Genomic DNA, 25930 nt, shown 5'->3' on the forward strand with positions numbered 1-25930 from the left:
ACCGGGCTTTGGACAACCCTTCATATTTGCTTTTAAAAAGATATCTCTGGGCACAAACATATCAGGTCGTTAACCGCTTTTTCTCTGCCAGAACATCGGCAACTGTATAGAAAGAACCAAAAACAAAGATAAGATCCTGGTCATCTGTTTCCTGCAAAGCGCTACTCAGAGCAGAGGAGACACTCCCGAAGCTCCGTATATTAACACATCCCTTAGCGGACAGGTGCGATTCAATACGTTGCACATCTGTCGCCCTCGGACTATCCAGCTGAGCCAGGTACCAGACATCAAAATAAGGGGCAACAACATCTAATACTGACTCAATATCCTTATCATCTAACATCCCTAACAGCGCAACACGTTTACCGGAAACCTCCGGCAGGCGCTGGACAACATAGTTCGCTGCATGGGGGTTATGGGCAACATCTAACAAAAAGCGGCCAATACGCTGCATGCGTCCCGTAAGCTGAGCTGAAGCCAGTCCCTGATAAATGGCCTGAGCCGGAAGACTTAGTCCAAGATGCCGGATAACCTGAAGAACTGTCGCAGCATTATCAACCGGCAAGCTCAGCTCTGGTAGCGCCAGGTACTGCAGCTCCACCTCTCCGGCAGCATTTAACTGTTGCCAGTTCCAGCCTTTATCTGCTTTTTGCCAACGATACTGCTGCCCAAGCTGATCAATGGAGGAACACCCAAGAGCTTTGGCGGTTTCCCGAACAGAAGGGACCATTTTTTCCGAGCCGATAATAGCAGGTCTGCCTTTTCGGAAAATACCGGCTTTCTCACGGCCGATCTGCTCGATATCAGAACCTAACCAACTTTCATGATCCAAAGCGATTGTGGTCACAACAGAAATATCAGCATCAATGAGGTTAACCGCATCCAGACGCCCGCCCAAACCTACTTCGAGTATCGCCACATCGACATTCTGCTCCGCAAAGATCAAAAGAGCGGCTAACGTACCAAACTCAAAATAAGTCAGGGATATATCACCACGGGCCTTCTCAATCTGCGCAAAAGCGTTGCAGATCAGCGTATCGGTAACGGGCTTACCATCCAGTGTGATACGTTCGTTATAGGACAGAAAATGGGGGGACGTGTAGCAACCGGTTTGATAACCACCTGCGCGCAGTACACTTTCAAGTAAAGCGACAGTAGAGCCTTTACCGTTAGTCCCGGCAACCGTTACGACTTTGCAGGGTAAGCTTGTTGCACCAAGCCGATCAGCGACCTTGCGCAAACGATCAAGCCCCAGATCAATCTCTGTCGGGTGCAGAGCCTCAAGGTATCCCAGCCATTCAGAAAGTGAGGCCGTTTCAGCAGCAAACCCCTGAAAATCAGGGGTTTGTATACCGGAGGTCAAATTACCGGATTGAGTCTTCATGAATCAGAGGATGCTCAGTTAGCCGGCATAGCCGTCAGCTTACGCAGGATAGAGGAGAGACGCTCACGTAATTCGTGGCGGTGAATGATCATATCGACTGTACCATGCTCCAGCAGGAACTCACTGCGCTGGAAACCTTCCGGCAGTTTTTCACGTACTGTCTGCTCAATAACACGAGGACCGGCAAAGCCACACAGAGCGAAAGGCTCAGCCACATTCAGGTCACCCAGCATCGCAAGACTGGCCGATACACCACCGTAAACCGGGTCAGTAAGTACTGAGATATAAGGAATGCCTGCCTGCTTAAGTTTCTCAAGAGCGGCACTGGTACGGGCCATCTGCATCAGAGAGAACAGCGCTTCCTGCATACGGGCACCGCCACTGGCGGAGAAGCAAATAAAGGGAACACCTTCAGCAAGAGCCAACTCAGCAGCCTTAACAAACCGCTGGCCCACAACAGAGCCCATGGAGCCGCCCATAAAGCTGAATTCAAAAGAACAGGCAATAACGTCAACGCCCTGAACAGAACCGCGTATAACAACTAATGCATCTTTCTCTTCAGTATCACGCTGAGCAGCAGCCAGGCGATCCTTGTACTTCTTCGAGTCTTTAAATTTCAGACGATCAATTGGCTCGATCTCAGAAAACAGTTCCGTACGCCCCTCTTCATCCAAAAACATGCCCAGACGTTTACGTGCGGTAAGGCGCATATGGTGATCACATTTAGGGCACACATTGTGACTCTTCTCAAGCTCCGGGCGGTAGAGAACAGTTTCACATTTAGGGCACTTACGCCACAGGCCTTCCGGGATATTGTTACGACGGTTACGATCAGAACGAACGATCGAAGGTACAATTTTTTCGAGCCAACTCATAAGTTATTTACTTCTGCTATTCCGTATAACAGCTTGACCGCCCGCAGGCAGCCAGCAGCGAATCTTTTTGTGAACAGAACGCCCCTAACGGGGCGTTCTCTGAGCTTAGGTGCAATATACCAAAACAACACGGATCACATAAAGTAAAGAAGCGTGTTTTTAGGCATCCATTGCCAAACGCATCTCTTTAATACGCTCCTGAAGTGCAGGAGCAATTTTTTCCGGGGTATCAGCCAGCTCTGCGATACAGTTAACCAGTACACTGCCAACAATCACACCATCAGCAACCTGACTGACCGCAGCAGCAGAAGCACCATCACGGATGCCAAAGCCAACAGCAAGAGGTACATCTGTCAACTGACGTAAACCCGCTAATTTACGACCTACTTCATCAACATCAAGTGTGGCAGATCCCGTCACACCTTTAACAGAAACATAGTAAAGGTAGCCTGATGCATGAGCCGCAATTTTAGCCGCACGCGCTTCTGTCGTTGTCGGTGCGACCAGGAAGATAGTATCAATACCGGACGCCTTAAACACAGGAACTACGTCATCCGCTTCCTCAGGCGGCAGATCCACCAAAAGCACACCATCAACACCCGCTTTCTTAGCGTTAGCGGCAAAAACGTCGTACCCCATATGCTCGATCGGATTCAGATATCCCATCAGCACAACCGGTGTTATCGAATCTGTCTTACGGAAAGACTCAACAATATCCAGAACCCCCTGAACACTGGCACCTGCACCGAGTGCACGTTCACAGGCTTTCTGGATCACAGGCCCATCGGCCATAGGATCAGAGAAAGGCATACCTAACTCAAGCATGTCTGCACCAGACTCAACCAAAGCATGCATCAGGTTTTCTGTGTATTCCGGTTTTGGATCACCACCAGTAATATACGGGATCAGTGCCTTTTTGCCGTCAGCATTAAGAGCTGCAAACTTTTCTTCAATACGTGTCATCATCAACCTCACACCGTTATTCCATCGATACCCGCAACCGTGTGAATATCTTTATCACCACGGCCGGACAGGTTGATAATAATGTGCTGATCAGGACGCATACTTTGAGCCAGTTTGCGACCATAAGCCAAAGCATGGCTACTTTCCAGTGCCGGCATAATACCTTCAACCCGAGTTAACTCGCGGAAAGCCGCCAACACCTCATGGTCATTAGCAGCCACATAGTTTACCCGACCGATATCTTTCAGATAAGCGTGCTCAGGGCCAACACCCGGATAATCCAGACCCGCTGAAACCGAGTGGGTTTCAATGATCTGACCATCGTTATCCTGCATCAGGTAAGTACGGTTACCGTGCAGAACACCTGGCTCACCTGCACACAAAGGCGCAGCATGACGACCGGTTTCAACACCGTTACCACCGGCTTCAACGCCATACATTGCCACTGACTCATCCTGCAGGAAGGGGTAGAAAAGCCCCATCGCATTAGAACCACCACCCACGCAGGCTACCAACGCATCTGGCAGACGGCCATTTTGCGTCAGGCTCTGCTCACGGGCTTCACGGCCGATCACAGAATTAAAATCACGCACCAGCATAGGATAAGGGTGCGGGCCTGCGACAGTACCGATAATGTAGAAGGTATTGTCGACGTTGGTTACCCAGTCGCGCAGCGCTTCGTTCATTGCATCTTTCAGGGTACGGGAACCGGAGGTTACAGCGTGAACTTTCGCACCCAACAGCTTCATGCGGTAGACGTTCAGGGACTGGCGCTTCACATCGTCCGCACCCATGAAAATCTCACACTCAAGGCCCAGACGAGCAGCAACGGTTGCTGTTGCCACACCATGCTGGCCAGCACCGGTTTCAGCGATGACACGGGGTTTACCCGTGTATTTCGCCAGCAGCGCCTGACCAATCGTGTTGTTAACTTTATGAGCCCCCGTGTGATTCAGATCCTCACGCTTAAGAAAAATCTGCGCACCACCCAGTATCCGTGACCATCGTTCTGCGTGATAAAGCGGCGAAGGACGACCCACATAATGAGCCAGATCTTTATCAAACTCCGCCTGAAACTCAGGGTCTTTTGATAATTTGTTATAAGTCTCTTCCAGTTCTTCTAACGCGTAGCTCAGCGTTTCTGAAACAAAGCGACCGCCATATGGGCCAAAGTGGCCCTTCGTATCCGGCAGTTGCAATAGCTCAGCATAGGTGTTCGCCTTGGTCACGGATTTGCACCTCTAATAAATGCATGAATTTTAACGGGATCTTTAATCCCTTTTTGGGCTTCAACACCGCCTGACACATCAACCCCATAGGGTTGGAGCTGTTGCACGGCAGAGCTGATGTTTTCCGGGGTTAATCCCCCGGCAAGAATAAGTGGTCTTGGTGGATCTTCCGGTATCAGTTCCCAGTTAAACGTTTCGCCCGTCCCTCCCGGGACACCGGGGCGATAACTATCCAACAGCAATGCCCTTGCCTGTTTAAACTCAAGCATCTGCAGGGACAGAGAGCTCGCGTCCTTGACACGGAGCGCTTTAATCCAGGGACGGTTAAACGACTCGCAGAACTCAGCAGACTCATCACCGTGAAACTGAATCAGATCACAATGACTCACCTCTAGAATACGATAAATATCATCGGATGGTTCATTAACAAAAAGTGCAACTGTCGTCACGAAAGGAGGCAACTGGCTAATAATTTCACCTGCTTTCTCCGGTGAAATATAGCGTGGACTGGGTTTGTAAAATACAAACCCAAGGGCATCTGCCCCAGCGGCAATGGCCTCCAACGCATCTTCAATACGGGTAATACCACAGATTTTCACACGGGTTCGCATGACTTAAATATTCTCAGAACCTAACAGAGTTAAAAAATGCGGGCCAAGCTCCAGTTTTGGCAGACCAAAATGCTCCGGATACTGGGCTTCGACAAAGTAAAGACCATTGGGAGGTGCCGTCACACCAGCCTGAGTACGATCTCGCAGAGCCAGAAGTTCTGCTATCCACTCAACGGGTTTATCCCCAGCTCCAACCGGCAGCAGCGCGCCCACAATATTGCGGATCATATGGTGAAGAAACGCATTGGCCTGAATCTCCAGAATCACCAGAGAGCCCATGCGAAAAACTTTGGCTCTCTCGATATTACGCCACGGCGTATTGGACTGACAACCCGCAGCACGAAATGAAGAGAAATCATTTTCTCCTAACAGATGCTGAACAGCCTCATGCATCCCCCTCTCATCCAGCGGACGGTCAAACCAGGTCATCTGATCGCACATCAGTGCAGGGCGCACACGCTGATTGTAAATAATATAGCGATAGCGCCGGGAGGTTGCTGAATAACGCGCATGAAACTCAGAGTCCACAGGAACCGCCCAACGAACCGCGATACTATCCGGCAAATTGGTATTACAGCCAAAAACCCAGGCTTTACTGGAGCGCACCGCTTTGGAGTCGAAATGAACAATCTGAGATGAAGCATGCACACCAGTGTCTGTCCGACCTGAACACATAACCGTCACAGGCTCATTTGCCACTTTGCTCAGTGCCTTTTCCAGCGTTTCCTGCACACTTCTGACGCCTGGCTGCTGTGTCTGCCAGCCATGATAGCCGGCCCCATTATATTCAACACACATCGCATAACGACCTGCGCGGCCATTATCATCAGGGATTACAGAAAGCTGAGTCATATTGAAAGGATGTATTCCAGTTAAACAAAAGCGTTATACAAAATCTGCTGGGCCTAAACAGGCCAGCCTTAAAACGGCATCGGGCCTGACCTGAGTCAGACCCGATGGATACTGCAGTATCTGCATCCGATGCTAAGCATCACCCTGCAGTTTAGCTATTAGTTCGCTGGCATCACGTTTTTGCTCAGTGCTACCACGCTTAAGAACATCTTCTAAAGCTTCAATGGCTGATGTGGTATTCCCCATATCAACATAGGCCCGGGCCAGATCCAGCTTGATTTCCGGGTTCTCGTTTTCATCCAAAAGCCCATCAATATTCAGCTGTTCATCAACACCGTCGTCTTCAAAAGAGATATCTGATAGCTCTCCAAGATCCGCAAGATCGTCATCATCATCGATACTTGGTGAAAGATCGACAATATCATCAGAGGCCAGATCCTGACTGACAAGATCTTCCATACCTCTTACGTCTGAAATATCAGGCTCATTAACAGCTGACATCGACAGATCACCAAGATCCTCAATATAATCTTTAGCATCCGTTCGAAGGGCTTGCTGGCTATCATTAAATTGATAATCAGCATCACTTTCATCAACGCTGAACGGAGCCAGATCATCAGATTCTAAGTCCGCCAGATCTGTCAGTTCAAAATCATCTTTACCGAGAGGCTCCGGCTCACCAAGCTCCAGTGGGTCCAGGTTGATCATGGGCTTACCATCTTCAGGATCATCGCCCAAATCCAAGTCCATCAACTCAAAGTCAATGTCATCCAGGTCGAGGCTATCATCGGAAGATTCCTCACCGGCATAGCGTTCAAAGTCACGTTCCAGCGCATCCAGCTCACTATTCAGGTCAACATCATAATCAGCATCTACTGACCCGGAAGAAGCGGCCTTATCATCCAAAGGCATGATGTCATCCAGGTCATCAACCTCATCTGCAGCGGATGGCTCAGCCACATAATGACTAGCACCGGTTTTGTTATAGAGTTCCTGCTGCAGAGTCAGCGCCTCACTTAACGCTTTAGCATCCGCGGCACTCTGCAACTGGCGCAGCTCATGATCAAAAGTCGCCTCATCACCCAGGTCAACCAGCACCTCCATAAACTTCAGGCGCACATCATTATCCTGAGGGTTCTCACCCAAACTTCTCTGTAAGATTGCAGCAGCGCGCTCGGGCTGACCGAGTTCACGGTAGCTTTCAGCTTCATCTAAAGCACTAAGCTCAGAGACAGTATCATCAAGCTCTTCAGAGTCGCCCTGCATAACAGAAATATCATCGGATTCAGATAAAACCGGTTCTACAGCAAAATCATCAGGGGCAGCGTCTGTAGAAAGATTCTGTTCTGACTCCAGAGCTAATTTCTCAGCTTCCTGGGCAGCAGCGTCATCGGCAAGCGCGGCCAACAGCTCATCATCTTTCTGCTCCTGAGTATCGATAGCACCATCATCAAGAGACAGATCAGTACCATCATCTATCTCTGAAAGCTCCAGATCACTCAGGTCATCCCCTTCAAGGTCAATGAGCCCCTCATCATTCAAATCAATCTGAAGATCCGGATCATCTTCACTGGTTTCTGTTACGCTATCTAATTCCAGATCGTCAAGCACTTCCGGTTCAGACACCTCATCATCGAATGAGATATCTGAGCGCCCGGCATCTGACCCAATGAGATTATCCTGAACCGACTCACCTGAATCAGCTTCAACGGCTAATTCGGTGTTTGCTGTCGACTCAGCTTGCACGAAAGGGAGTTGGATGTCCCCCGCTTCGTCATCTCCGTCAGGCTCGCCCAGATCGCCCAGGTCAAAGTCTTCTGAAAAATCGAGATCATCGAGATCAAGATCACCGTCCAGCCCCAAAGATTCACCGCCGGTTTCAAGATCGTCCCCCAGGTCACCCAGATCGAAATCACCAAGATCTTCGATATCTGCAGAGCTGCGTTCCGCCTGAACATCAGGCTCACCGAGGTCATCAAGATTTAGCTCATCGGAAGCATTAGCTTCAAGATCCATCTCAATCTCAGACAAGCTACTCTCATCAAGGTCGCCACTCAGGTCATCATCAAGATCACCACTCAAGTCATCATCAAGACTCAAATCATCCGGTAAGTCATCATTTGAGATCGCGTCCAGAGCAGCGACACCAGCGGCCCCCGCTACTGCGCCGGTTGCCAGATCAGACAAATCAGAATCATCACTGCTATTTTTCTGTTTTACCGACTTTTTACTGGCAGCCTTGCGGCGACGCATCATCACAAGCAGCAGAATCAGAGCCAGTATTGCGGCAGCAGCACCACCAATAATCGTTGCATTTTTTCGCAGACTATCAACAAGGAATGATCCAGGGTCCAGCTCTGTTGTTTCCTGTGTATCCAGTGAGAAGGATTTAACAGGCTCCGGTTGAGCATCCTGTTCCGTTGCAGCTTCATTCTGCTCCGAAGCTTCTTCAGCTTTTGCAGCCAGATCCAGGCCAATAGCACCGGCACTAACCTGGCCAGTTACCGCCGCTGATGCGGTTGTTGCAACTGGAGGCTCAGCACTAATCGCCATGCTGTCTTTTTCGGTAGACGGGGTATTGGGTTCTGCAACCGACTCACCCGACAGAAGCTTATTCTGCTTATCAAGCATTGCTTCCATCGCAGCCAGCTGTTCATCTTTTAAGCGAATCAGTTTCTGTAGAGTACTAACCTGCTTCTGAAGCTCATCCAGACGGCCGGATAGTTCAGTTTTTTCACGGTTTGACTGATCAAGGCTTTCTTTACTGAGCGCCAGCTCTTCACTGACTTTTGCACGCTCTGAATCTGCTGCCTGTTGCTCTGTATCAGCCACCAGCTTCAGAGGCTTACTGTCAGCCGGAGCGCTACTCGCCGGTTTTAATTTGGCAGGCCCAGGTACTGACTGAGCTTTAAATGCGACCCAGGCTTTATTCTGGCGGGCAACCTCTCGAATAGCTTCAAGCCCGGTACGGCTCATCATGGCAGAGCGATTAGGAATCAGGATGGTGCTGCCTGCTTCCATATTATTGATATTGCCGGTTGGGAAAGCATCCGGATTAGCGTCCTGAATACCCAGTATAGCCTGCTTAATAGTAATATCACTATCCGGGCGGTTCTTACGGGCAAGGCTCCAGAGTGTATCCGTTGGGCCAACCTTAATTCGATGCGCGCCCTCTTCAACCAGGTTTGTAACAGGCGGGGCAGTACGCGCAGAAGATGCAGGGGCGGCCTGAACACTGGAAGAAGACTGTGCGGATGTATTGTCAGCTGACGTATTGTTATACGTTGGAGGGTCGATCAGGAAAGTATATTCCCGCATCAGCTGCCCCTGCGGCCACTCTACAGCCAACAGAAAGTTCAGAAATGGCTCTTTAACCGGTTTAGAACTTGTAAGTTCAATATAGGGACCGTTACCACCCGAAATAACACTAAAAGTCAGGTTCTCCAGAAAAAACTGGCGATCCAGCCCCGCTTTAGCAAATGCGCGTTCATCCGCAAGTTGCACGCGAATATCTTCAGCATCAACATCGTCTGTTTGTGCCAATTGAATCGTTGCCTTAAACGGCTGATTCAGTGATGAAAGTAACTCGGCTTCACCGAGTCCTAAAGCAAACGCCAGTGGACTGCTTAACATACCCACCGTCGCAAGAGTTCCCGCCAGCTTGCGCACCATATTTCTGATTCCTTAACACTTTGCACCGACCTGAACGGCAGTACGGCAGACTGAGATTGCTAAACCTTAGCCTTTCTGTCCCAGTTGATATTGGATTAGTGTAACTTTTATCAATATTTCAACTATTTGTACACATCACCAAAGAACCATTCAGGCTTTTTATTTGTTTAGGTTGTTATTTTTTATCCGCTTTTTCCCCGGCTAAACGGCTGATCAGTGCCATAAGTTAACAACCTGTCGTTGATAAAAGCAAAAAACAAGCCAAAAAAGAGATATGCGTAAGATCCGAATAAAATACTTTGAATGCCTGTAAAATATTAATTCACTGCCAACAGTCCCCGGATATTATGAATATCGGCCAGACATTCTCGAATATCAACCTGTACAGCCTGTACCCACTGATGCGAACGGGATAAGCATTGCCGCTGAAACGGAAAAAGCCTGCCGAAGCAGGCTTTTCCCATGTAATAACAGAAAAAATCAGTTATCCATCAGGATCGTCAACATACGACGCAAAGGCTCAGCAGCCCCCCACAACAACTGATCACCCACACTGAATGCGTTCAGGTATTCATTGCCGATATTCATCTTGCGCAGACGACCAACCGGTACACTAAGAGTGCCTGTCACTTTTGCCGGCGTCAGTTCCTGAGCCGTGATATCACGCTCATTAGGAATCACTTTCACCCAGTCGTTTGCCTCAGCGATCATGGCGTTAATCTCATCCATCGGCACATCGCGCTTCAGTTTGATGGTAAACGCCTGACTGTGACAACGCATCGCACCGATACGCACACAGGTACCATCGATTGGAATCGGGTTCTTATCCAGCCCCAGAATCTTATTGGTTTCGGCAACTGCTTTCCACTCTTCCCGGCTCTGGCCATTATCCAGCTTGCTGTCGATCCATGGGATCAAAGAACCTGCCAATGGTGCGCCGAAGTTGTCCAGCGGCATCTGATCACTGCGGATGGTTTCTGCAACTTTACGGTCGATATCCAGAATCGCCGCTGAAGACGCGATATCGTCTGCAACAGAGCCATGGATAATCCCCATCTGACTAATCAGCTCTTTCATGTGGCGGGCACCGCCACCAGAGGCCGCCTGATAGGTCATGGAGGTCATCCATTCGACAACATCATTCTGGAACAGGCCACCCAGGCCCATCAGCATCAGAGAAACGGTACAGTTACCGCCGACAAAGGTTTTAACACCGTTTGCCAAACCGTCTTTGATCACGTTCATGTTGACCGGATCCAGAACAATGATCGCCTCATCATCCATACGCAGTGAAGATGCGGCATCGATCCAATAACCGTTCCAACCACTGGCACGCAGCTTAGGGTAAACATCGTTTGTATAATCACCACCCTGACAGGTGATGATAATATCCATGGCCTTCAGCTCTTCGATATCGGTAGCGTCTTTCAGGGCAGGCGCTTCTTTGCCAAAATTTGGCGCTGCCTGGCCTGCCTGAGAGGTTGTGAAGAAAATAGGTTCGATCTGGTTGAAGTCACCTTCATCCTGCATGCGCTGCATCAGCACAGAACCTACCATTCCGCGCCAGCCAACAAGACCTACACGTTTTTGAGCCATATTGTCACCTATTGGTCTATGGAGTATTTGCCGCCCTACACCTCGTCTTAAAGGTATAGGCCGGTTAAGTAATTAACAGCAGAATCCGTGTCGGGCAGGCCCATGACCTACCTCCCGGCAATCTGCCTGAGCCGCTTTGTCTGCAGCCTCAGCGCTGTACCATAACGGTTTTACTAAAGTGCAGCGACAACAGCAGCACCCATCTCTTCAGTACTAACCAACTTACAGCCTTCCGACATAATATCCGCTGTACGCAAGCCCTGATCCAGCACCTTTTCTACCGCCTGCTCAATACGATCTGCCGCGGCAATCTCATTCAGAGAGTAACGCAGCATCATAGCTACGGACAGAATCGTTGCCAGGGGGTTTGCTTTACCCTGACCTGCAATATCCGGCGCCGAGCCATGGCACGGCTCGTACATACCTTTACCGTTTTCATCCAGAGAAGCGGATGGCAGCATACCGATAGAACCGGTCAGCATAGCAGCTGCATCGGACAGAATGTCGCCGAACATGTTGCCGGTTACCATCACATCAAACTGCTTAGGTGCGCGCACCAGCTGCATCGCGGCATTGTCCACCAGCATGTGAGACAACTCAACATCCGGGTATTCTTTGGCCAGCTCATCCATCACCTCTTTCCACAGCACAGTCACTTCCAGCACGTTGGATTTATCGATGGAGCACAAACGCTTACCACGTTTCTGAGCTGCCTCAAATGCCTGGCGGCCAATACGACGAATCTCTGACTCGGAATAAACGTAGGTGTTGTAACCTTCACGCTCACCATTATCCAGAGTACGGATCCCCCGAGGCTGACCAAAGTAGATACCCCCAGTCAATTCACGCACAATCAGAATATCCAACCCGGATACCACTTCCGGCTTAAGCGTTGAAGCCTCTGCCAGCTGTGGGTAAAGAATCGCCGGGCGTAGGTTAGCAAACAGTTCTAACTGAGAACGGATGCCCAGAAGACCTTTCTCAGGTCGCTGCTCCATCGCATTGCCATCCCACTTGGGACCACCGACAGCTCCCAATAAAATAGCATCGGCGTTACGGGCTTTTTCCAGAGTCTCATCCGGAAGAGGGTTACCTGTGGCATCCACAGCTGCGCCGCCGATCAGAGCGGAGTCAATCTCAATATCCAGATTCAGCGTGCCCAGCACTTTTACTGCTTCGGTTACAATCTCAGGGCCGATGCCATCACCGGGCAATACCAATACATGCTTTGTCATTTTCTGTTATCCCGAGGCAGGTCGGTTACCTGCCTTTATCTGTACATAGAATATTTAGCTTCACGGTCTGTTAAAACTAAGCTCAGTCAGTCATTAAAAAGCGTATTAAACCTGGCGGAACAACCATGGCTGTGAAGCCTGATGCTTCGCTTCAAACGCTTTAATGGCATCTGATTTTTCCAGTGTCAGGCCGATATCATCCAGACCATTGATCAGGCAATGACGGCGGAAGTCATCTACATCAAACGTAATACTGCGTCCGGATGGCGTACGAATCTCTTTCGCATCCAGATCCACCGTCAGACGATAACCTTCTGCACCAGCAACTTCTGTAAACAGGCTATCGACAGTCGCATCATCCAGAACGATCGGCAGAATGCCGTTCTTAAAGCAGTTGTTGTAGAAAATATCCGCAAAGCTTGGCGCAATAACACAGCGGAAACCGTAATCCAACAACGCCCAGGGTGCATGTTCGCGGGAAGAACCACAACCAAAGTTCTGGCGCGCCAGCAGTATAGAAGCGCCGTCATAACGCGGCTGATTCAGAACAAAGTCCGGGTTTTTCGGTCGCTGACTGCAGTCCTGATCAGGCTTACCTTCATCCAGATAGCGCAGTTCATCAAACAAGTTTGGCCCAAAACCAGATCGCTTGATCGATTTCAGAAACTGCTTAGGGATAATCATGTCGGTGTCGACATTGGCGCGATCCATTGGAGCAACCAAGCCATCTAATTGAGTAAACTTTTCCATGGGTGCCTCCGGTAATCAGTTAGCTTGCAAAACATCACGAACATCAACAAAGTGACCAGCAACCGCTGCGGCTGCGGCCATGCCTGGGCTGACCAGATGCGTCCGGCCACCAAAACCCTGACGACCTTCAAAATTGCGATTTGATGTTGAGGCACAATGTTCACCGACCCCCAGTTTATCGGCATTCATCGCCAGACACATGGAGCAACCCGGCTCACGCCATTCAAAACCCGCTTCGACAAAGACTTTATCCAGTCCCTCTTTTTCTGCCTGGGCTTTTACCAGACCAGAACCCGGTACAACCAGTGCCTGCTTAACATTCGCTGCAACTTTTTTACCTTTAGCAACAGCCGCTGCTTCACGCAGATCCTCAATACGGGAGTTCGTGCAGGAACCGATAAAAACACTATCCAGCTTAATATCAGTAATTGACTGGCCCGCTTTCAAACCCATATATTCTAAAGCACGGGCATAGGCTTTCTGCTGATCTTCTTCTGCCTGTTCTGCAGGGTTTGGAACGATACCGGAGACCGGCAACACCATTTCAGGAGAGTTCCCCCAGGTTACTTGTGGCTCAATATCAGCCGCTTCAAGTTCAACGACAGTATCAAACACAGCATCAGCATCAGAGTGCAGGTCACTCCATACCTCAACTGCCTGCTCCCATTGCGCCTCTGTCGGCGCAAACGGGCGGCCTTTAACATAATCAATTGTTGTCTGATCCACAGCGACCAGGCCGACACGGGCACCCGCTTCAATCGCCATATTACAGATGGTCATACGCCCTTCCATCGACAGGTTGCGAATCGCTTCACCGCCAAATTCAATGGCACAACCATTGCCACCTGCAGTACCTATTTTACCGATTACCGCCAGAACGATATCTTTACCAGTAACACCGGCGACCAAGGTACCGTTAACCTTCACCAGCATATTTTTCATTTTGCGCTGAATCAGGCACTGGGTCGCCAACACATGCTCTACTTCTGAAGTACCGATACCGTGTGCCAGAGCACCGAAAGCACCATGGGTTGCAGTATGGGAGTCACCACAAACCAATGTCATACCAGGCAGAGTTGCCCCCTGCTCAGGACCAACGACGTGTACAATACCCTGACGTATGTCGTTAATTTTGAATTCTGTGATACCAAAGTCGTCACAGTTCTCATCCAGAGTCACAACCTGAATTTTGGAAACCGGGTCTTCGATACCGGCATTACCCTCTTTACGCTCTTTCAGTGTGGTTGGCACATTGTGGTCTGGCGTTGCCAGGTTCGTATCCAAACGCCAGGGTTTACGACCTGCAATACGCAGACCTTCAAACGCCTGGGGTGACGTTACTTCGTGCAGTAACTGACGGTCGATATAAATCAACGAAGTGCCATCATCACGCTCTTCAACTAAATGGTTATCCCACAATTTATCGTACAGGGTTTTGCCTGCCATCTGCCTAACTCCTCATGCATCTGTTTTCAGACCCGTATTTCTCATATTTTCAGCAACAAGCAGGTTTCAACCAGCGGGTTGCACTTTATTTACGGGTTATTCGACCAGTTTATAAGCCGCAATAAGATAAAACAAATTCATATTTTTTATCTATTGGATTCCTTTTGGTTATAATTGATCTCATTTGATTTAATAAATAGCCTTCAAGTGAGAATTTAAGAGCAGACCCCATGGATACTCAATCGTTACATGCCTTCATTACAGTTGCAGAGACAGGCTCTTTTTCCCGAGCAGCAGAGCTGCTACACCTGACTCAACCGGCAATATCAAAACGTATTGCAAACCTGGAGCGACAACTGGCGTGCAGATTGTTTGACCGCATTGGTCGGCAGACCCATCTCACAGAAGCGGGCCTGGCACTCATGCCACGGGCACAAAGCGTTCTGATCGAACTGGAGGACACGCGCCGTCTGCTGAACAACCTGAACGGTGAGGTCTCCGGCTCGCTGGTACTGGCTACCAGCCATCATATTGGCCTGCACCGGCTACCACCTGTATTAAAATCATTTACCCATCAGTACCCTCAGGTGAAACTGGATATGCGCTTTCTGGATTCAGAGCAGGCTTACGAAGGCATATTGCAGGGCAAGCTGGAGCTGGCTGTGGTGACACTCTCACCTCAAACCAATAGCAGCCTGAAAGTTGTTCCGGTCTGGACAGACCACCTGAAGCTGGTGGTTTCTAAAGACCACCCTCTTAATCGATCGACTCAGGTTAGCCTCAATGAGTTAACCCATTTTGATGCGGTACTGCCAGGCTTTCAAACCTTTACCCGGGGGATTGTTGAAGCAGCTTTCGCCCGAGAGCAGCTGACCTTAAATGTGGCGCTATCCACTAATTATATGGAAACACTAAAAATGATGGTCTCAATCGGCCTGGGCTGGAGCCTTCTGCCAGATACGCTGATTGATGACAGCATGTCCGTTATCCCCTTGCCGGATGTCGATATTACACGCCCTCTGGGTTATCTTTACCACAAGGAACGTACCTTATCTAACGCTGGCCAGAAAATGATAGCCTTACTGAACAATGCCATAGAGCCATCAGCAGATATAAAAGCACAACACGGATAATAAGCCGGCACCCCTTCAAGATCAGGGTACCGGCTTACAATGCCGTTGAACTCAGATTACAAAACTAATCAGCGTTCGTAGCAGCGTCTGCTTTTAACACATCAACAATCCGCATTGTGGCATAAGATCCCGGAGCCGCTTCAATGACATTCAGTTTACCGGCACCTGGCTCACGGGCTGCAACCATCGTTTTAGGGTCAGCATATTTATTTGATGTGCTCCACTCCTGCCAGTTTGGCCACCAGGAACCCGGATGCTTTTCAGCGCCGGCGAACCAAGCGTCCGGTGTATCTGCCAGTTTATCATTCGTCCAGTAACCGTATTTCTCTTTGGTGGGTGGATTCACAATACCTGCAATATGCCCTGAACCGGACAAAACAAACTTAACAGGTCCAGAGTGTATTTGAGCGCCCTTGTAGGTGGATGTCCATTTGGCAATGTGATCCTGAATGGTTGATACAAAATAAACCGGGGTTTTAATCTTGCTCAAATCTATCGGCGTTTCATTCAGGGTGATACCACCTGGTTTGACCAGATTGTTTTCCAGATACATATTACGCAGATAAAACTTATGCATTGCTGCCGGCATGTTCGTACTGTCAGTATTCCAGTACAGCAGATCAAATGCCGCAGGACGCTCACCTTTCAGGTAGTTATTGATAAAGAAGGACCAGAACAGATCGTTCTCACGTAACAAATTAAAGCTGAAAGCCATCGCACGGCCATCAAGATAACCATCACGATCCAATTGGCGCTCAATACCTGCCAGTGTCGCTTCATTGATAAAGACACCAATTTCACCAGGGTCAGTGAAGTCCTGAAGCGTTGCCATATAGGTTGCAGATTTAACGCGCTTATCATTTTTCGCTGCCATATAGGCCAGGGTTGATGCCGTTAACGTACCACCAATACAGTAAGAGATCACATTGACCTCTTTCTCACCGGTTGCCTGCTCAATAGCATCTATCGCTTCCAGCGGGCCTTCCAGCATATAGTTTTCAAAGCTTTTATCACGCAGGGATGGTCCCGGATTCACCCAGGAAATAATAAACACCGTATGGCCCTGATCAACCAGCCACTTAACCAGCGAGTTACTGGAGCGCAGATCAAGAATGTAATACTTGTTGATCCAGGGTGGCACGATCAGCAGTGGCGTCTTAAATACTTTTTCGGTGCTTGGCTTGTACTGAATCAGCTGCATCAGGTCATTCTGATAAACCACCTCACCAGGTGTGCTGGCAACATTTTCACCGGGCTTAAAAGCACTCCGATCCGTCATGGCAACATTCAGGCCATCACGACTGGACTTAAGATCCTCAATGAGCTGCTCCATACCCTGAATCAGATTACGCCCCTTCGTTTCAAAGGTACGACGAATCACTTCCGGGTTCGTTGCCACAAAATTACTCGGGCTCATTGCATTAACAAACTGCCGGGTATGGAAGTCTATGGTTTGACTCGCATGGGGACTCAAACCTTCAATATTGTGCACTGTGTTAAAAATACTGCGGGCAAACAGCAGGTAGGACTGCTTGATAAAATCAAACAGCGCATTTTCAGCCCACTCGCTATCATTAAAGCGGCGATCATCTTTAGCGGGTTCAACAATCGGGTCAACGGCTTCTCCCATCATCTGACGGGCCGTATTTTGCCAAAGCTGAATCTGGCTCTTCCATAGATTCATCTGCTCTTCATAAATCACCATTGGGTTTATGGCCAGCTGTTCAGACATCTTCTGAAAAGATTCCGATACGTCGAATAAAATGGAAAGAGATGGGTCACTCATACCCTGGCGGGACATCAGTTGTTCGATAAGCTTTTGATATTGACTGTTAGCATTGGAAATAAAATCAGCTAACTCAGCAGGATCGTAGATGTAATCCGTTGAATCTGTGCTCTGTTCACTCATGAGCATACCTCACTTGGTCTCACTTAAAGACCGGGTCATCCCTGGTGTCTTTCGACAAGCATCACAATTAGAAAAAACGAGGAGGGAGAATAAGAAGGCCACATAATTGCGGCCTTCTGGGTATTCAGCAAATTAAGCCGAAGCTGAGCTGCGGCTATTGCTCTTTGCTGCGGGCTTGGCTTCAGCAGCTGGGGCAGCCGCTGCAGTGGTGCGAGATTCTTCAACGATTTTCTCGACTTCCTGCTTAAATTCCATGGTCATATCAGCCATGCTTTTTGCGTCTTCCAGGACTTTCTTACTCAGGGTGCTCATGAGTTCAGCCTGAGATGCAGTGAAGTCGCGTACAGAATCAGCATCTTTGATTTCCGTAGCATTTTTCAACTGGTTAACGCCCATTTTACTGTACGACTTAAGAGCTTCGATCTGAAACTCTGTCATCTTTTCCATGTTTTCAACCATCAATGCATTCATTTTACGCATTGGTGCATACATGTTTTTTGTCTGTTCAGCAAAAGCGTTCATGATTTTGTCTTGCATGATATATTCCTTTCTTGGATTATCGACTTGATAAATTCTATAGTTTGCCAAGTGTCAATATGATTACATCTGTGAGGCACTCATATTGCACTGCACACAACGAATACTTTCGTTGGGTATGGCGTTAATAAGCTCAGCTTATTTTTACCTGCCAATGCATCCGGCACTAAAAGCAGGCATTCTCCCTGTCACTTCCCTATCTCTTAATTAGAACATTCCATTTTACTGTAAAGTGTTTTTTTATTTTTGCTGGGTGTAACTATTAAGCATCTGCATCATCATTTTTTGATATGTCTCAACAGAATCAAAACCCTGACTTATAAAAGGCTTCATTAAAGCTAAGGGCTCGTAACCCTCAACACCTTCTTCCATCTGCTGGCGAATTTTGACCATCAGATCTTCCTGAAATTTTTGCACATCCGGAAGGCCCATCGCCTTACGAAATTCTTCAGGCGTCATATCGACTTCGATGTTTACCTTCATGTAATCTCCTTTCCCTATGCAGGGAATTATAAGACTAATGTAACGCGCAGTGTCGCTATGTTGCAACTGCACAATCGTTATATCTGCGACTTGGAGCAATATTTCAGTCACAAGCTTAGTTAAGTTTATTGCTTTTCTTCTGCCCAGTAGCAGCGATGTATCCAAAGCGACCAAAGCACCAATGCAGCACCAAAACCTGCAGCAACACAAGCCAGCAGATAGCTTCCCTGGGCACCAATGCTCACCCAGAGTAAACCACTACCCCATGCTCCAAGTGCTCCACCAACGCCATACCCTAAACTACTGTATAACGCCTGCCCCTGGCCTGCTGTTTTGCCCGTAAAAAAACGTTGTACTAAAGCAATTGAAGCCGCATGAAAACTGCCAAAAGTGGCTGCATGCAACAACTGGGATGCTAAAAGCAACATCAGTTCATCAGCAAAAAGAGCTACCATCAGCCAGCGCAGAGCCGCTAAAACCAAACTCAACAGCAGCAAAATTTCGGGCTTAAAGCGTGTTAGCAGCAGGTGCATTATGGCAAACAGAACGACTTCAGCCATTACACCTAATGACCATAGTAATCCAATCAGGCTGCGGCTATAGCCAACGCCCTCCATATAAATAGAGAAAAAAGTGTAATACGGTCCATGGGAGACCTGCATCAAAATAACTGACAATAGAAAGACAAAAACAGGAGGGTGCTTTAAACGCCGCCAAAAACCTTCCTCCTGACGGGAATCTCTCTTGTTAACAGGAGGGCCATCTGATTCAGAGGCTGGTATTTTTGCCTCAACATCGGGCCAAATCTTTCCAGCTGGAATCATCAGTGTCGATAATGCCATAAAAGTCATGACAGATAAGATACTGACGGGCAGCCAGGTTACTGCAACCTGATCCAACAGCCAGCCAAGGCTTGCAACTGCTGCAATAAATCCAACAGAACCCCAAAGACGTATCTGACCGTAACGTTCTTCACGGCCTTTTATCGCTTTCAAGGTGATTACCTCATATTGCGGCAGGATGGCATTCCAGAAAAAGCTATACAGCACCATCGCAACAGCCATTGACCAAAATCCCTGCTGCAGATACACCGTCAGGAAACAAAGAGGTGTTAGCACCGCTCCCAGGCGCATAACGGATACATGGGCCTTCTTCTGGTCTGCCCAATAGCTCCACAAATTAGGAGCAACCAGCTTGGTCGCAATAAAAATAGCCATCAGAGAGCCAATCTGCTTTGCATCAAACCCTAGGGACTGCAGATACAATCCCCAATAAGGGTTTGTAGCCCCAAGAACCGCAAAATAAAAGAAATAGACAGAAGATAACACCCAATAAGCATTGGCCATCATATCAGTGCCACTGGATCACTTGATTTAAGTACATAGGAAGCCACCGTCATAGAAGAATCAATAGCCAACAGAAAGGTAAAAAAATACCCCGTACAAGCCGGGGTATCATTGCGCAGAGCTTCCGGGTCAGGCCTGAGCAGGCACAACAGGTGTTGGCATAACGACATCTCCACATTGTGCACGGTGGCGCAAATAGTGATCCATCAGAGTAATGGCCATCATCGCCTCGGCTATGGGCGTAGCACGAATACCCACACATGGGTCATGACGCCCTTTAGTAACCACTTCTACAGGTTCGCCACTAACATTGATACTTTTACCCGGCAAGTGCAGGCTGGACGTTGGCTTAAGGGCGATATGCGCCACAATGTCCTGTCCGGACGAAACACCACCTAAAATACCGCCTGCATTATTTGATAAGAAACCTTCCGGGGTTATTTCATCACGGTGCTGAGTGCCTTTCTGCTCCACAGAGTCAAAACCCGCGCCAATCTCAATACCTTTAACGGCATTGATACTCATAAGCGCATGGGCAAGCTCTGCATCCAATCGATCAAAGATAGGCTCCCCCAGACCGGGAGGAACATGGGACGCAACAACCGTTACTTTGGCACCGACAGATTCACCTTCTTTGCGCAGGGCATCCATATACCGCTCCAACTCAGGCACCTTATCTGCATCCGGGCAGAAGAAAGGGTTTGTGTTCACCAGGTCCCAGTCGACTTTCTCAACTTTAATTGGCCCCAGCTGAGACATATAGCCCCGCACCTCGATACCAAGACGCTCTTTCAGAAACTTCTTGGCCACAGCACCTGCAGCTACACGCATGGCTGTTTCACGGGCTGAAGAGCGCCCCCCGCCACGATAATCCCGGAAACCGTATTTCTGGTTATAGGTGTAATCCGCATGAGCAGGGCGATACTGCTGGGCAATATTGGAATAGTCTTTGGAGCGCTGATCCGTGTTTTCAATCATCAGACCAATAGCAGTACCCGTAGTTTTACCTTCAAAAACGCCGGATAAAATTCTGACTCTGTCATCTTCGCGACGCTGGGTCGCATGACGGGAGGTTCCTGGCTTACGACGATCAAGATCAATCTGCAGATCGTCTTCTGAGATTTCCAGACCCGGCGGGCAACCATCAATAATCGCCCCCAGTGCAGGGCCATGGCTTTCACCAAATGTGGTCAGGGTGAACAGTTTTCCAAAGCTATTACCAGACATGAAGCTCTCTCTTGCATTGCCTTTTCAGGCGTCATTTATTCTGTAAAATGAGTCCTGAAAAAGTCAGGACTATTAAGCGCTGTGGAAAAGGGTATCAACCACAGAGCTCCTGTTTTTCAGGGAAAAATCGATCAGGCGAAGTGACCTGCATATTCTTTTAGTTGCTCAGCGGTCAACATAAAAACACCCTGGCCTCCCATCTCAAAATCCAGCCAAAGAAAGGGGACTTCCGGGTAGGCTTCCTGCAGGGCAAACTCACTATTACCAACTTCACAAATCAACATACCATTATCCGACAGATAATGCGGTGCATCGCGTAGAATACGACGGGTAATATCCAGGCCATCACGACCGGAGCCAAGACCCAGTGCCGGTTCATGGTGATACTCTATCGCCATCGCCTCCAGATCCTCCTCATCCACATACGGAGGGTTAGAGACAATCAGATCATAAGCTGCCTCCTTAGGCAGATCATCAAACAGGTCGGACTGGTAAACCGTTACCTGATCAGCAAGGTCATGACGCTCAACATTACTACGGGCGACGCAAAGAGCATCTTCAGAAATATCCGCCAGGTCAACACGGGCATAGGGAAACGCATAGGCTGTTGCGATACCGATACAACCACTGCCAGAGCAAAGATCCAGCACACGGGTTGGTTCTTCACTGACCCAGGGCTCATAGTGGTTCTGAACCAGCTCACCAATAGGGGAGCGGGGCACAAGTACCCGATGATCAACATTGAACGGCAGACCAGCAAACCAGGCTTCGCCCAATAGGTATGCCAAAGGCACACGATCCAGGCAGCGCTTCTCAACGTGACTTAAAATAATAATCGCCTCATCACGGGTGACCCGGGCATCCAGCATGGAAGGGTCAAAATCCCAGGGCAGGTGCAGACTTCCCAGAACCAGGTGCACAGCCTCATCCCAGGCGTTATCTGTCCCATGGCCAAAGTAGACGTTATGGTGATTAAACTGAGAAAAAGACCAGCGGATATAATCACGGATGGTAAACAGTTGCTGGGCAACTTCAGTTAGCGCTTTCGTCTGTGGCACAAATTTTCTCCAGTCAGTCTTAACCACGGGTTATCACGTTTAAGTTTAACTCAGCATCCGGTTGCTATAAACCAAACTCGCTTATTTTGCCGACAGATTCCAAAATCGTAACGGATCTCTCCTTGCGCCAAATCAAGCATCTGGTATCGTTGCCCGATCACGAACACCGAGCCTAAGCCATGAGTAAAACCTTTCTGCCTGACGATGCCTTATCTGACGAAAACCTTAATGATATGGATCTTTTCCACTCAGCCATGAAGGGTGTGAAGCCGATCAAAAGTGACAAGGTGCTCCTGAAAACCCCAAAAAAGAAAGATATCAATACAGAAATCAAGCGCGCGGCAGCAACGGCCGCAGAAGAGAAATTCGTAATAGATAATCTTTCCGAAGGCAATATTCCTGATCAGAAACCCAGTGATATCCTTAGCTTCAAAGTACCCGATCTTCCGGTACGCACCTTTCAGGAGCTAAAAAAGGGCGAGATTAGCTGGCAGGAGGGCCTGGACCTGCACGGCCAGAATACTGAAGAGGCACGCTCAGAACTTTATGCCTTTATTCAGGATTGCCGGGCAAGGCGTTTTCGGAGCGTGATCGTCGTGCATGGTAAATCCTGGACAGAAGGCAGCGGCCGGGCGGAACTGAAATCCTACGTTAATGTCTGGCTACGCCAGATGCCGGAAGTGATCGCATTTCATTCCTGCCGCCCCGCCGACGGTGGTACCGGAGCGGTTTATGTCTTGCTGAAAACCAAAGAATGGGGCAGCTGACCCCAGACTATCCGTAACGGGCAGTCACTTCATAACCACCAGCTCCAGCCGACCACCATAGGCCACGGAGCCTTTTGTTGGTGCCAATGCCCCTAAACCTCTAAACTCCAGTTTATCCGGAGACAGACCAAGTACCTCCAGAGCACTCAGCAGCCGGGCAGCAGCCTGTTCCGACTTCAACATAAGCGCCTGATCACTTTGTCTGCCATAGTGGTGAGCCACTAACCAATAACGATCAGAGCTTGCCTGAATCTTTGAAACCAGCTGTTTGAGCGGCTCCCGGGCGTCTTCTTCAAACTGACCATCAGGCATCACCGGCAGCTCAACCCATCCGTCATCCTGCAGCTGTTCAAACAGAGTGTGCACACTCCCCTTACTGACAACCTTCTCAGCGTTAACCCGGTAATGGGAAACATAAACATAGATACGGCCAGTGCCTCGTTCTGTGATATATACCGAGATGTAATTATCAGAGGCATCATTTAGTTTATGGCGAACAGCAAAGTAGTGCTGTTCACGATCAACTCCATAGAGCGTAGACATTTTAAACACTCGATTAGCCCAGTCATTGCTGCTGCCGCACTCTCGGCCACTACACTGGAACAAAACATCAGAACCGGGTTGCATCAGATGATTCTGATAATATTCCAGTATCTCATCAGTGTCCCGGGTTGAACGCACCCGGTACAACGCCTGGTTTAGGGTTCCTGCTGGCAGGCTTAACCAGCTTTCAGGGAAAGCTTCCCCTCCTTTATTCTGAATTCGTCCTGTTGCTAACATATGCTGGTCCAGCACCAGGGTCTCTTCCATCTCTTTTTCCGCCAGGGGAAAAGGCTGCAGGAGATTAGCAGCCTGAGCAAAACCAGCAAGCATAAGGGCGAAAATAAGAATAAACATCTGGCAAAAATGCCGAAATGCCTCAGCAGAAAATGAGCGTCTGTTAAAAATACCGATACTGAAAATAGATATACCCACGATGTTCCTCACTAATGACCAAACTGATCCACATGCAATCAGGTCGACCTGCATGTCATCACTGTGACAACGGATTCAAGCCTATAACCCTAGACTACAGATCAGATAAAAGATTCGTTCAGGATAATATCTTCTGATAAAAAATGAATAGATCAGCTTTTTTGCCAAAAATCTTTCAGGGCATCTGCCACAGCGATTGCTGTCCCAGGTTCCAGGTGCAGATGGTGATTACCCGGCAGCACAAGCTGCTCAATATCGGCCACCCGTTCTTTACGCAATCGGGTATTTTCTCTATTCACAAGAAAGCCATGATCACCAACAATCAATTGTGTGGGGGCTTTAATCGCTTCACAAAAGCTATAGATCTGCACCTCTGTCAAACGCACCGGAGAAGGGATCCTCAGTCGTGCATCTGAGCGCCAGCGCCAACCCTCTTCATCACGCCGGGTTCCCCGTTCAGCCAGAGGAAAGGCTGCGTCATAACTGATTTCACCAATCCCTCGCATCCGGGCTTCTGCAGCTTCTTCTACGCAAGTGTAACAAGGTGGTGTCTTATAGGTTTGCAGCTTGTAGCGGCCTATAGCCTGGGTCAGCTGCTGAGGTGACTCTTCTGCCGACGTCGATAACGGCCCCAAACCCTCGATCAGGCCAACCCTGCCAACCCGGTCCGGCATTGCGCCAGCCATCAGAGTAGCGACACCGGCCCCCATGGAGTGCCCCAGCAGATCCACCTGCTCCCAGCCTTGCGCATCCATGAGAAGTGCCATATCAATGACATTATCCCAGATATGATAATAAGAACCTTTCGGACGATGACCGGAATGACCGTGCCCGACCAGATCAATTGCCCAGATATCCAGATCACAGGCCTCTGCCAACATGGGAGCTATCCGACAGAAGCTCTGACAATTATCCAACCAACCATGCATTGCAAGCACCGGCGTACGGTGCCCTTTTCCCCAGCGCAAACCGGAAAGGGAAACGTAGTCTAAATCCACCTGAAAAGGAATCGGTTCCTGCACGGTAGTACCTCGGTCATATCACAAGTACGGGCTTAACATCCTGCAGGCTATTGCGGGAGGCCAGATGAACCCTGCATCAGTTTAATCATGGCCTGAATCTCATCAGCTGTCGACTCCGGATACTCAAGTGGGAACAGGTGTCCACCATCAAGGGGTTTCCAGTTGAAGCCCGAACGACGAATCCCCCGAATCCCGTCCCCCGGAATGACGGATGCCTGATCGCTGGTCAATACGGATACCGGTACTTTTATTTTACGCCCTGACCCCCACAGGTTGTCAGCAATACCGCAAAAAATTTTGTACTCCACCTCAGGTGAAAAGCTCAGCACACGCATGCCATCTTCTGATTTAGTACCCGAAGCAACATAGTCAGCAAGGCAGCGTTCATCAAAATTTCGGAACAACGCCCGTGATTGCAGATACTCCAGAACAGCCTCTTCATCTGACCAGCTTTTCTTCCGGTAACGACTCTGGCGCGCCGGAGTAATGCGGTCGATTCGGCCTGTACGCTTAGCGATTTTCAGCAGCCAGGGTCTGAGACCGGAGATATAAAGAGGCGGGTCCAGCAAAACCAGCCCTTTAAAATAAGCGGGGGCTTTCAGGGCAGCCCGATAGAGCAACACGCCTCCCAGGGAGTGCCCTACGCCCCACACCGGTTCTTCTGCAGCACTGATCAGAGACAGCTGCTCATCCACCAGTGCATCCCAGTTGTCTGAGACAGGCCAGCGGGGGTCATGCCCGATATGTGACACCCCCTGAACATTAAAATTCTCAGCCAAAGCTTCAAACAAAACCCGGTAGCTCCCCATAGGAAAACCATTGGCGTGGGCAAAATGCAGAATTGACATAATAACGGACAG

At 49.1% G+C, this 25930-nt stretch carries 22 protein-coding genes; 2 read left to right on the forward strand and 20 right to left on the reverse strand.

Translation table 11 applies throughout. The features are described from left to right. Positions 1–61: 61 nt before the first annotated feature. The 11 genes from folC to leuC form a co-directional block, all read right to left on the reverse strand. Positions 62–1384, reverse strand: a complete 1323-nt coding sequence (gene folC, locus BTA35_RS01905) for a bifunctional tetrahydrofolate synthase/dihydrofolate synthase (protein WP_077242728.1) — start codon at positions 1382–1384, stop codon at positions 62–64. A gap of 14 nt (positions 1385–1398) precedes the next feature. Next, positions 1399–2259: an acetyl-CoA carboxylase, carboxyltransferase subunit beta gene (accD, locus tag BTA35_RS01910; RefSeq protein WP_077242729.1), complete on the reverse strand. Its 861-nt coding sequence runs from the start codon at positions 2257–2259 to the stop codon at positions 1399–1401. Positions 2260–2418: 159 nt separating this feature from the next. Next, positions 2419–3222 (reverse strand): tryptophan synthase subunit alpha, encoded by an 804-nt coding sequence (trpA, locus tag BTA35_RS01915; RefSeq protein WP_077243354.1) that lies wholly within the window; start codon positions 3220–3222, stop codon positions 2419–2421. Between the two features lie 8 nt (positions 3223–3230). After that, positions 3231–4451: a tryptophan synthase subunit beta gene (gene trpB, locus BTA35_RS01920; protein WP_077242730.1), complete on the reverse strand. Its 1221-nt coding sequence runs from the start codon at positions 4449–4451 to the stop codon at positions 3231–3233. Then, complete coding sequence (locus tag BTA35_RS01925; RefSeq protein ID WP_077242731.1) at positions 4448–5062, reverse strand: phosphoribosylanthranilate isomerase; 615 nt, start codon at positions 5060–5062, stop codon at positions 4448–4450. Before BTA35_RS01925 ends, trpB begins: the two co-directional genes overlap by 4 nt. 3 nt (positions 5063–5065) lie before the next feature. Then, a complete protein-coding gene (gene truA, locus BTA35_RS01930; RefSeq protein WP_077242732.1) occupies positions 5066–5914 on the reverse strand; it encodes a tRNA pseudouridine(38-40) synthase TruA in 849 nt (282 codons plus the stop codon). Between the two features lie 132 nt (positions 5915–6046). Beyond that, positions 6047–9586: a FimV/HubP family polar landmark protein gene (locus BTA35_RS01935; protein ID WP_077242733.1), complete on the reverse strand. Its 3540-nt coding sequence runs from the start codon at positions 9584–9586 to the stop codon at positions 6047–6049. 480 nt (positions 9587–10066) lie between these two features. Next, the gene (asd, locus tag BTA35_RS01940) at positions 10067–11182 is read right to left on the reverse strand and encodes an aspartate-semialdehyde dehydrogenase (RefSeq protein ID WP_077242734.1); all 1116 of its coding nucleotides are present in this window, start codon (positions 11180–11182) and stop codon (positions 10067–10069) included. Positions 11183–11355: 173 nt separating this feature from the next. After that, the gene (gene leuB / locus BTA35_RS01945; RefSeq protein ID WP_077242735.1) at positions 11356–12417 is read right to left on the reverse strand and encodes a 3-isopropylmalate dehydrogenase; all 1062 of its coding nucleotides are present in this window, start codon (positions 12415–12417) and stop codon (positions 11356–11358) included. A 105-nt stretch (positions 12418–12522) separates the two neighbouring features. Continuing rightward, a complete protein-coding gene (gene leuD / locus BTA35_RS01950; protein WP_077242736.1) occupies positions 12523–13167 on the reverse strand; it encodes a 3-isopropylmalate dehydratase small subunit in 645 nt (214 codons plus the stop codon). A 15-nt stretch (positions 13168–13182) separates the two neighbouring features. Continuing rightward, the gene (leuC, locus tag BTA35_RS01955; protein ID WP_077242737.1) at positions 13183–14613 is read right to left on the reverse strand and encodes a 3-isopropylmalate dehydratase large subunit; all 1431 of its coding nucleotides are present in this window, start codon (positions 14611–14613) and stop codon (positions 13183–13185) included. A gap of 230 nt (positions 14614–14843) precedes the next feature. On the opposite strand from leuC, the gene BTA35_RS01960 reads away from it, so the two are divergent. Next, on the forward strand, positions 14844–15746 hold the full coding sequence (locus BTA35_RS01960) for a LysR family transcriptional regulator (protein WP_077242738.1): 903 nt from the start codon (positions 14844–14846) through the stop codon (positions 15744–15746). 64 nt (positions 15747–15810) lie between these two features. On the opposite strand, the gene BTA35_RS01965 is transcribed toward BTA35_RS01960, so the two are convergent. The 6 genes from BTA35_RS01965 to prmB form a co-directional block, all read right to left on the reverse strand. Next, positions 15811–17655: a PHA/PHB synthase family protein gene (locus BTA35_RS01965; RefSeq protein WP_077242739.1), complete on the reverse strand. Its 1845-nt coding sequence runs from the start codon at positions 17653–17655 to the stop codon at positions 15811–15813. 132 nt (positions 17656–17787) lie between these two features. Then, positions 17788–18192: a phasin family protein gene (locus BTA35_RS01970; RefSeq protein WP_077242740.1), complete on the reverse strand. Its 405-nt coding sequence runs from the start codon at positions 18190–18192 to the stop codon at positions 17788–17790. Positions 18193–18432: 240 nt separating this feature from the next. Then, entirely contained in the window at positions 18433–18675 is a 243-nt protein-coding gene (locus BTA35_RS01975; RefSeq protein ID WP_077242741.1) for a DUF6489 family protein, read from the reverse strand. Positions 18676–18800: 125 nt separating this feature from the next. Next, a complete protein-coding gene (locus BTA35_RS01980; RefSeq protein WP_077242742.1) occupies positions 18801–20024 on the reverse strand; it encodes an MFS transporter in 1224 nt (407 codons plus the stop codon). Positions 20025–20150: 126 nt separating this feature from the next. Further along, entirely contained in the window at positions 20151–21248 is a 1098-nt protein-coding gene (aroC, locus tag BTA35_RS01985) for a chorismate synthase (RefSeq protein WP_077242743.1), read from the reverse strand. Between the two features lie 131 nt (positions 21249–21379). Then, entirely contained in the window at positions 21380–22306 is a 927-nt protein-coding gene (prmB, locus tag BTA35_RS01990; protein ID WP_077242744.1) for a 50S ribosomal protein L3 N(5)-glutamine methyltransferase, read from the reverse strand. A gap of 179 nt (positions 22307–22485) precedes the next feature. Here prmB and BTA35_RS01995 point away from each other — a divergent pair, with 179 nt between their 5' ends. After that, positions 22486–23073, forward strand: coding sequence for a Smr/MutS family protein (locus tag BTA35_RS01995; RefSeq protein ID WP_077242745.1), 588 nt, complete (start codon positions 22486–22488; stop codon positions 23071–23073). Positions 23074–23097: 24 nt separating this feature from the next. Here the strand turns inward: BTA35_RS01995 and BTA35_RS02000 are convergent, their stop codons facing one another. The 3 genes from BTA35_RS02000 to BTA35_RS02010 form a co-directional block, all read right to left on the reverse strand. Then, the gene (locus BTA35_RS02000; RefSeq protein WP_160054908.1) at positions 23098–24048 is read right to left on the reverse strand and encodes a DUF4892 domain-containing protein; all 951 of its coding nucleotides are present in this window, start codon (positions 24046–24048) and stop codon (positions 23098–23100) included. 152 nt (positions 24049–24200) lie between these two features. Then, positions 24201–25070 carry an alpha/beta fold hydrolase gene (locus BTA35_RS02005; protein ID WP_077242747.1) on the reverse strand — a complete coding sequence of 290 codons (870 nt, stop codon included), beginning with the start codon at positions 25068–25070 and terminating at the stop codon, positions 24201–24203. 47 nt (positions 25071–25117) lie between these two features. Next, the gene (locus BTA35_RS02010; protein ID WP_077242748.1) at positions 25118–25918 is read right to left on the reverse strand and encodes an alpha/beta fold hydrolase; all 801 of its coding nucleotides are present in this window, start codon (positions 25916–25918) and stop codon (positions 25118–25120) included. Between the last annotated feature and the right edge of the window lie 12 nt (positions 25919–25930).

The sequence above is a fragment of the Oceanospirillum linum genome, from assembly GCF_001995095.2.
GTDB classification, from domain to species: Bacteria; Pseudomonadota; Gammaproteobacteria; order Pseudomonadales; family Halomonadaceae; genus Oceanospirillum; species Oceanospirillum linum.

Coding starts and splice junctions, on each gene's coding strand:
- folC (WP_077242728.1), bottom strand. CDS start 1,384: ATGAAGACTCAATCCGGTAATTTGACCTCCGGTATACAAACCCCTGAT.
- accD (WP_077242729.1), bottom strand. CDS start 2,259: ATGAGTTGGCTCGAAAAAATTGTACCTTCGATCGTTCGTTCTGATCGT.
- trpA (WP_077243354.1), bottom strand. CDS start 3,222: ATGACACGTATTGAAGAAAAGTTTGCAGCTCTTAATGCTGACGGCAAA.
- BTA35_RS01925 (WP_077242731.1), bottom strand. CDS start 5,062: ATGCGAACCCGTGTGAAAATCTGTGGTATTACCCGTATTGAAGATGCG.
- truA (WP_077242732.1), bottom strand. CDS start 5,914: ATGACTCAGCTTTCTGTAATCCCTGATGATAATGGCCGCGCAGGTCGT.
- BTA35_RS01935 (WP_077242733.1), bottom strand. CDS start 9,586: ATGGTGCGCAAGCTGGCGGGAACTCTTGCGACGGTGGGTATGTTAAGC.
- asd (WP_077242734.1), bottom strand. CDS start 11,182: ATGGCTCAAAAACGTGTAGGTCTTGTTGGCTGGCGCGGAATGGTAGGT.
- leuB (WP_077242735.1), bottom strand. CDS start 12,417: ATGACAAAGCATGTATTGGTATTGCCCGGTGATGGCATCGGCCCTGAG.
- leuD (WP_077242736.1), bottom strand. CDS start 13,167: ATGGAAAAGTTTACTCAATTAGATGGCTTGGTTGCTCCAATGGATCGC.
- leuC (WP_077242737.1), bottom strand. CDS start 14,613: ATGGCAGGCAAAACCCTGTACGATAAATTGTGGGATAACCATTTAGTT.
- BTA35_RS01960 (WP_077242738.1), top strand. CDS start 14,844: ATGGATACTCAATCGTTACATGCCTTCATTACAGTTGCAGAGACAGGC.
- BTA35_RS01965 (WP_077242739.1), bottom strand. CDS start 17,655: ATGAGTGAACAGAGCACAGATTCAACGGATTACATCTACGATCCTGCT.
- BTA35_RS01970 (WP_077242740.1), bottom strand. CDS start 18,192: ATGCAAGACAAAATCATGAACGCTTTTGCTGAACAGACAAAAAACATG.
- BTA35_RS01975 (WP_077242741.1), bottom strand. CDS start 18,675: ATGAAGGTAAACATCGAAGTCGATATGACGCCTGAAGAATTTCGTAAG.
- BTA35_RS01980 (WP_077242742.1), bottom strand. CDS start 20,024: ATGATGGCCAATGCTTATTGGGTGTTATCTTCTGTCTATTTCTTTTAT.
- aroC (WP_077242743.1), bottom strand. CDS start 21,248: ATGTCTGGTAATAGCTTTGGAAAACTGTTCACCCTGACCACATTTGGT.
- BTA35_RS01995 (WP_077242745.1), top strand. CDS start 22,486: ATGAGTAAAACCTTTCTGCCTGACGATGCCTTATCTGACGAAAACCTT.
- BTA35_RS02010 (WP_077242748.1), bottom strand. CDS start 25,918: ATGTCAATTCTGCATTTTGCCCACGCCAATGGTTTTCCTATGGGGAGC.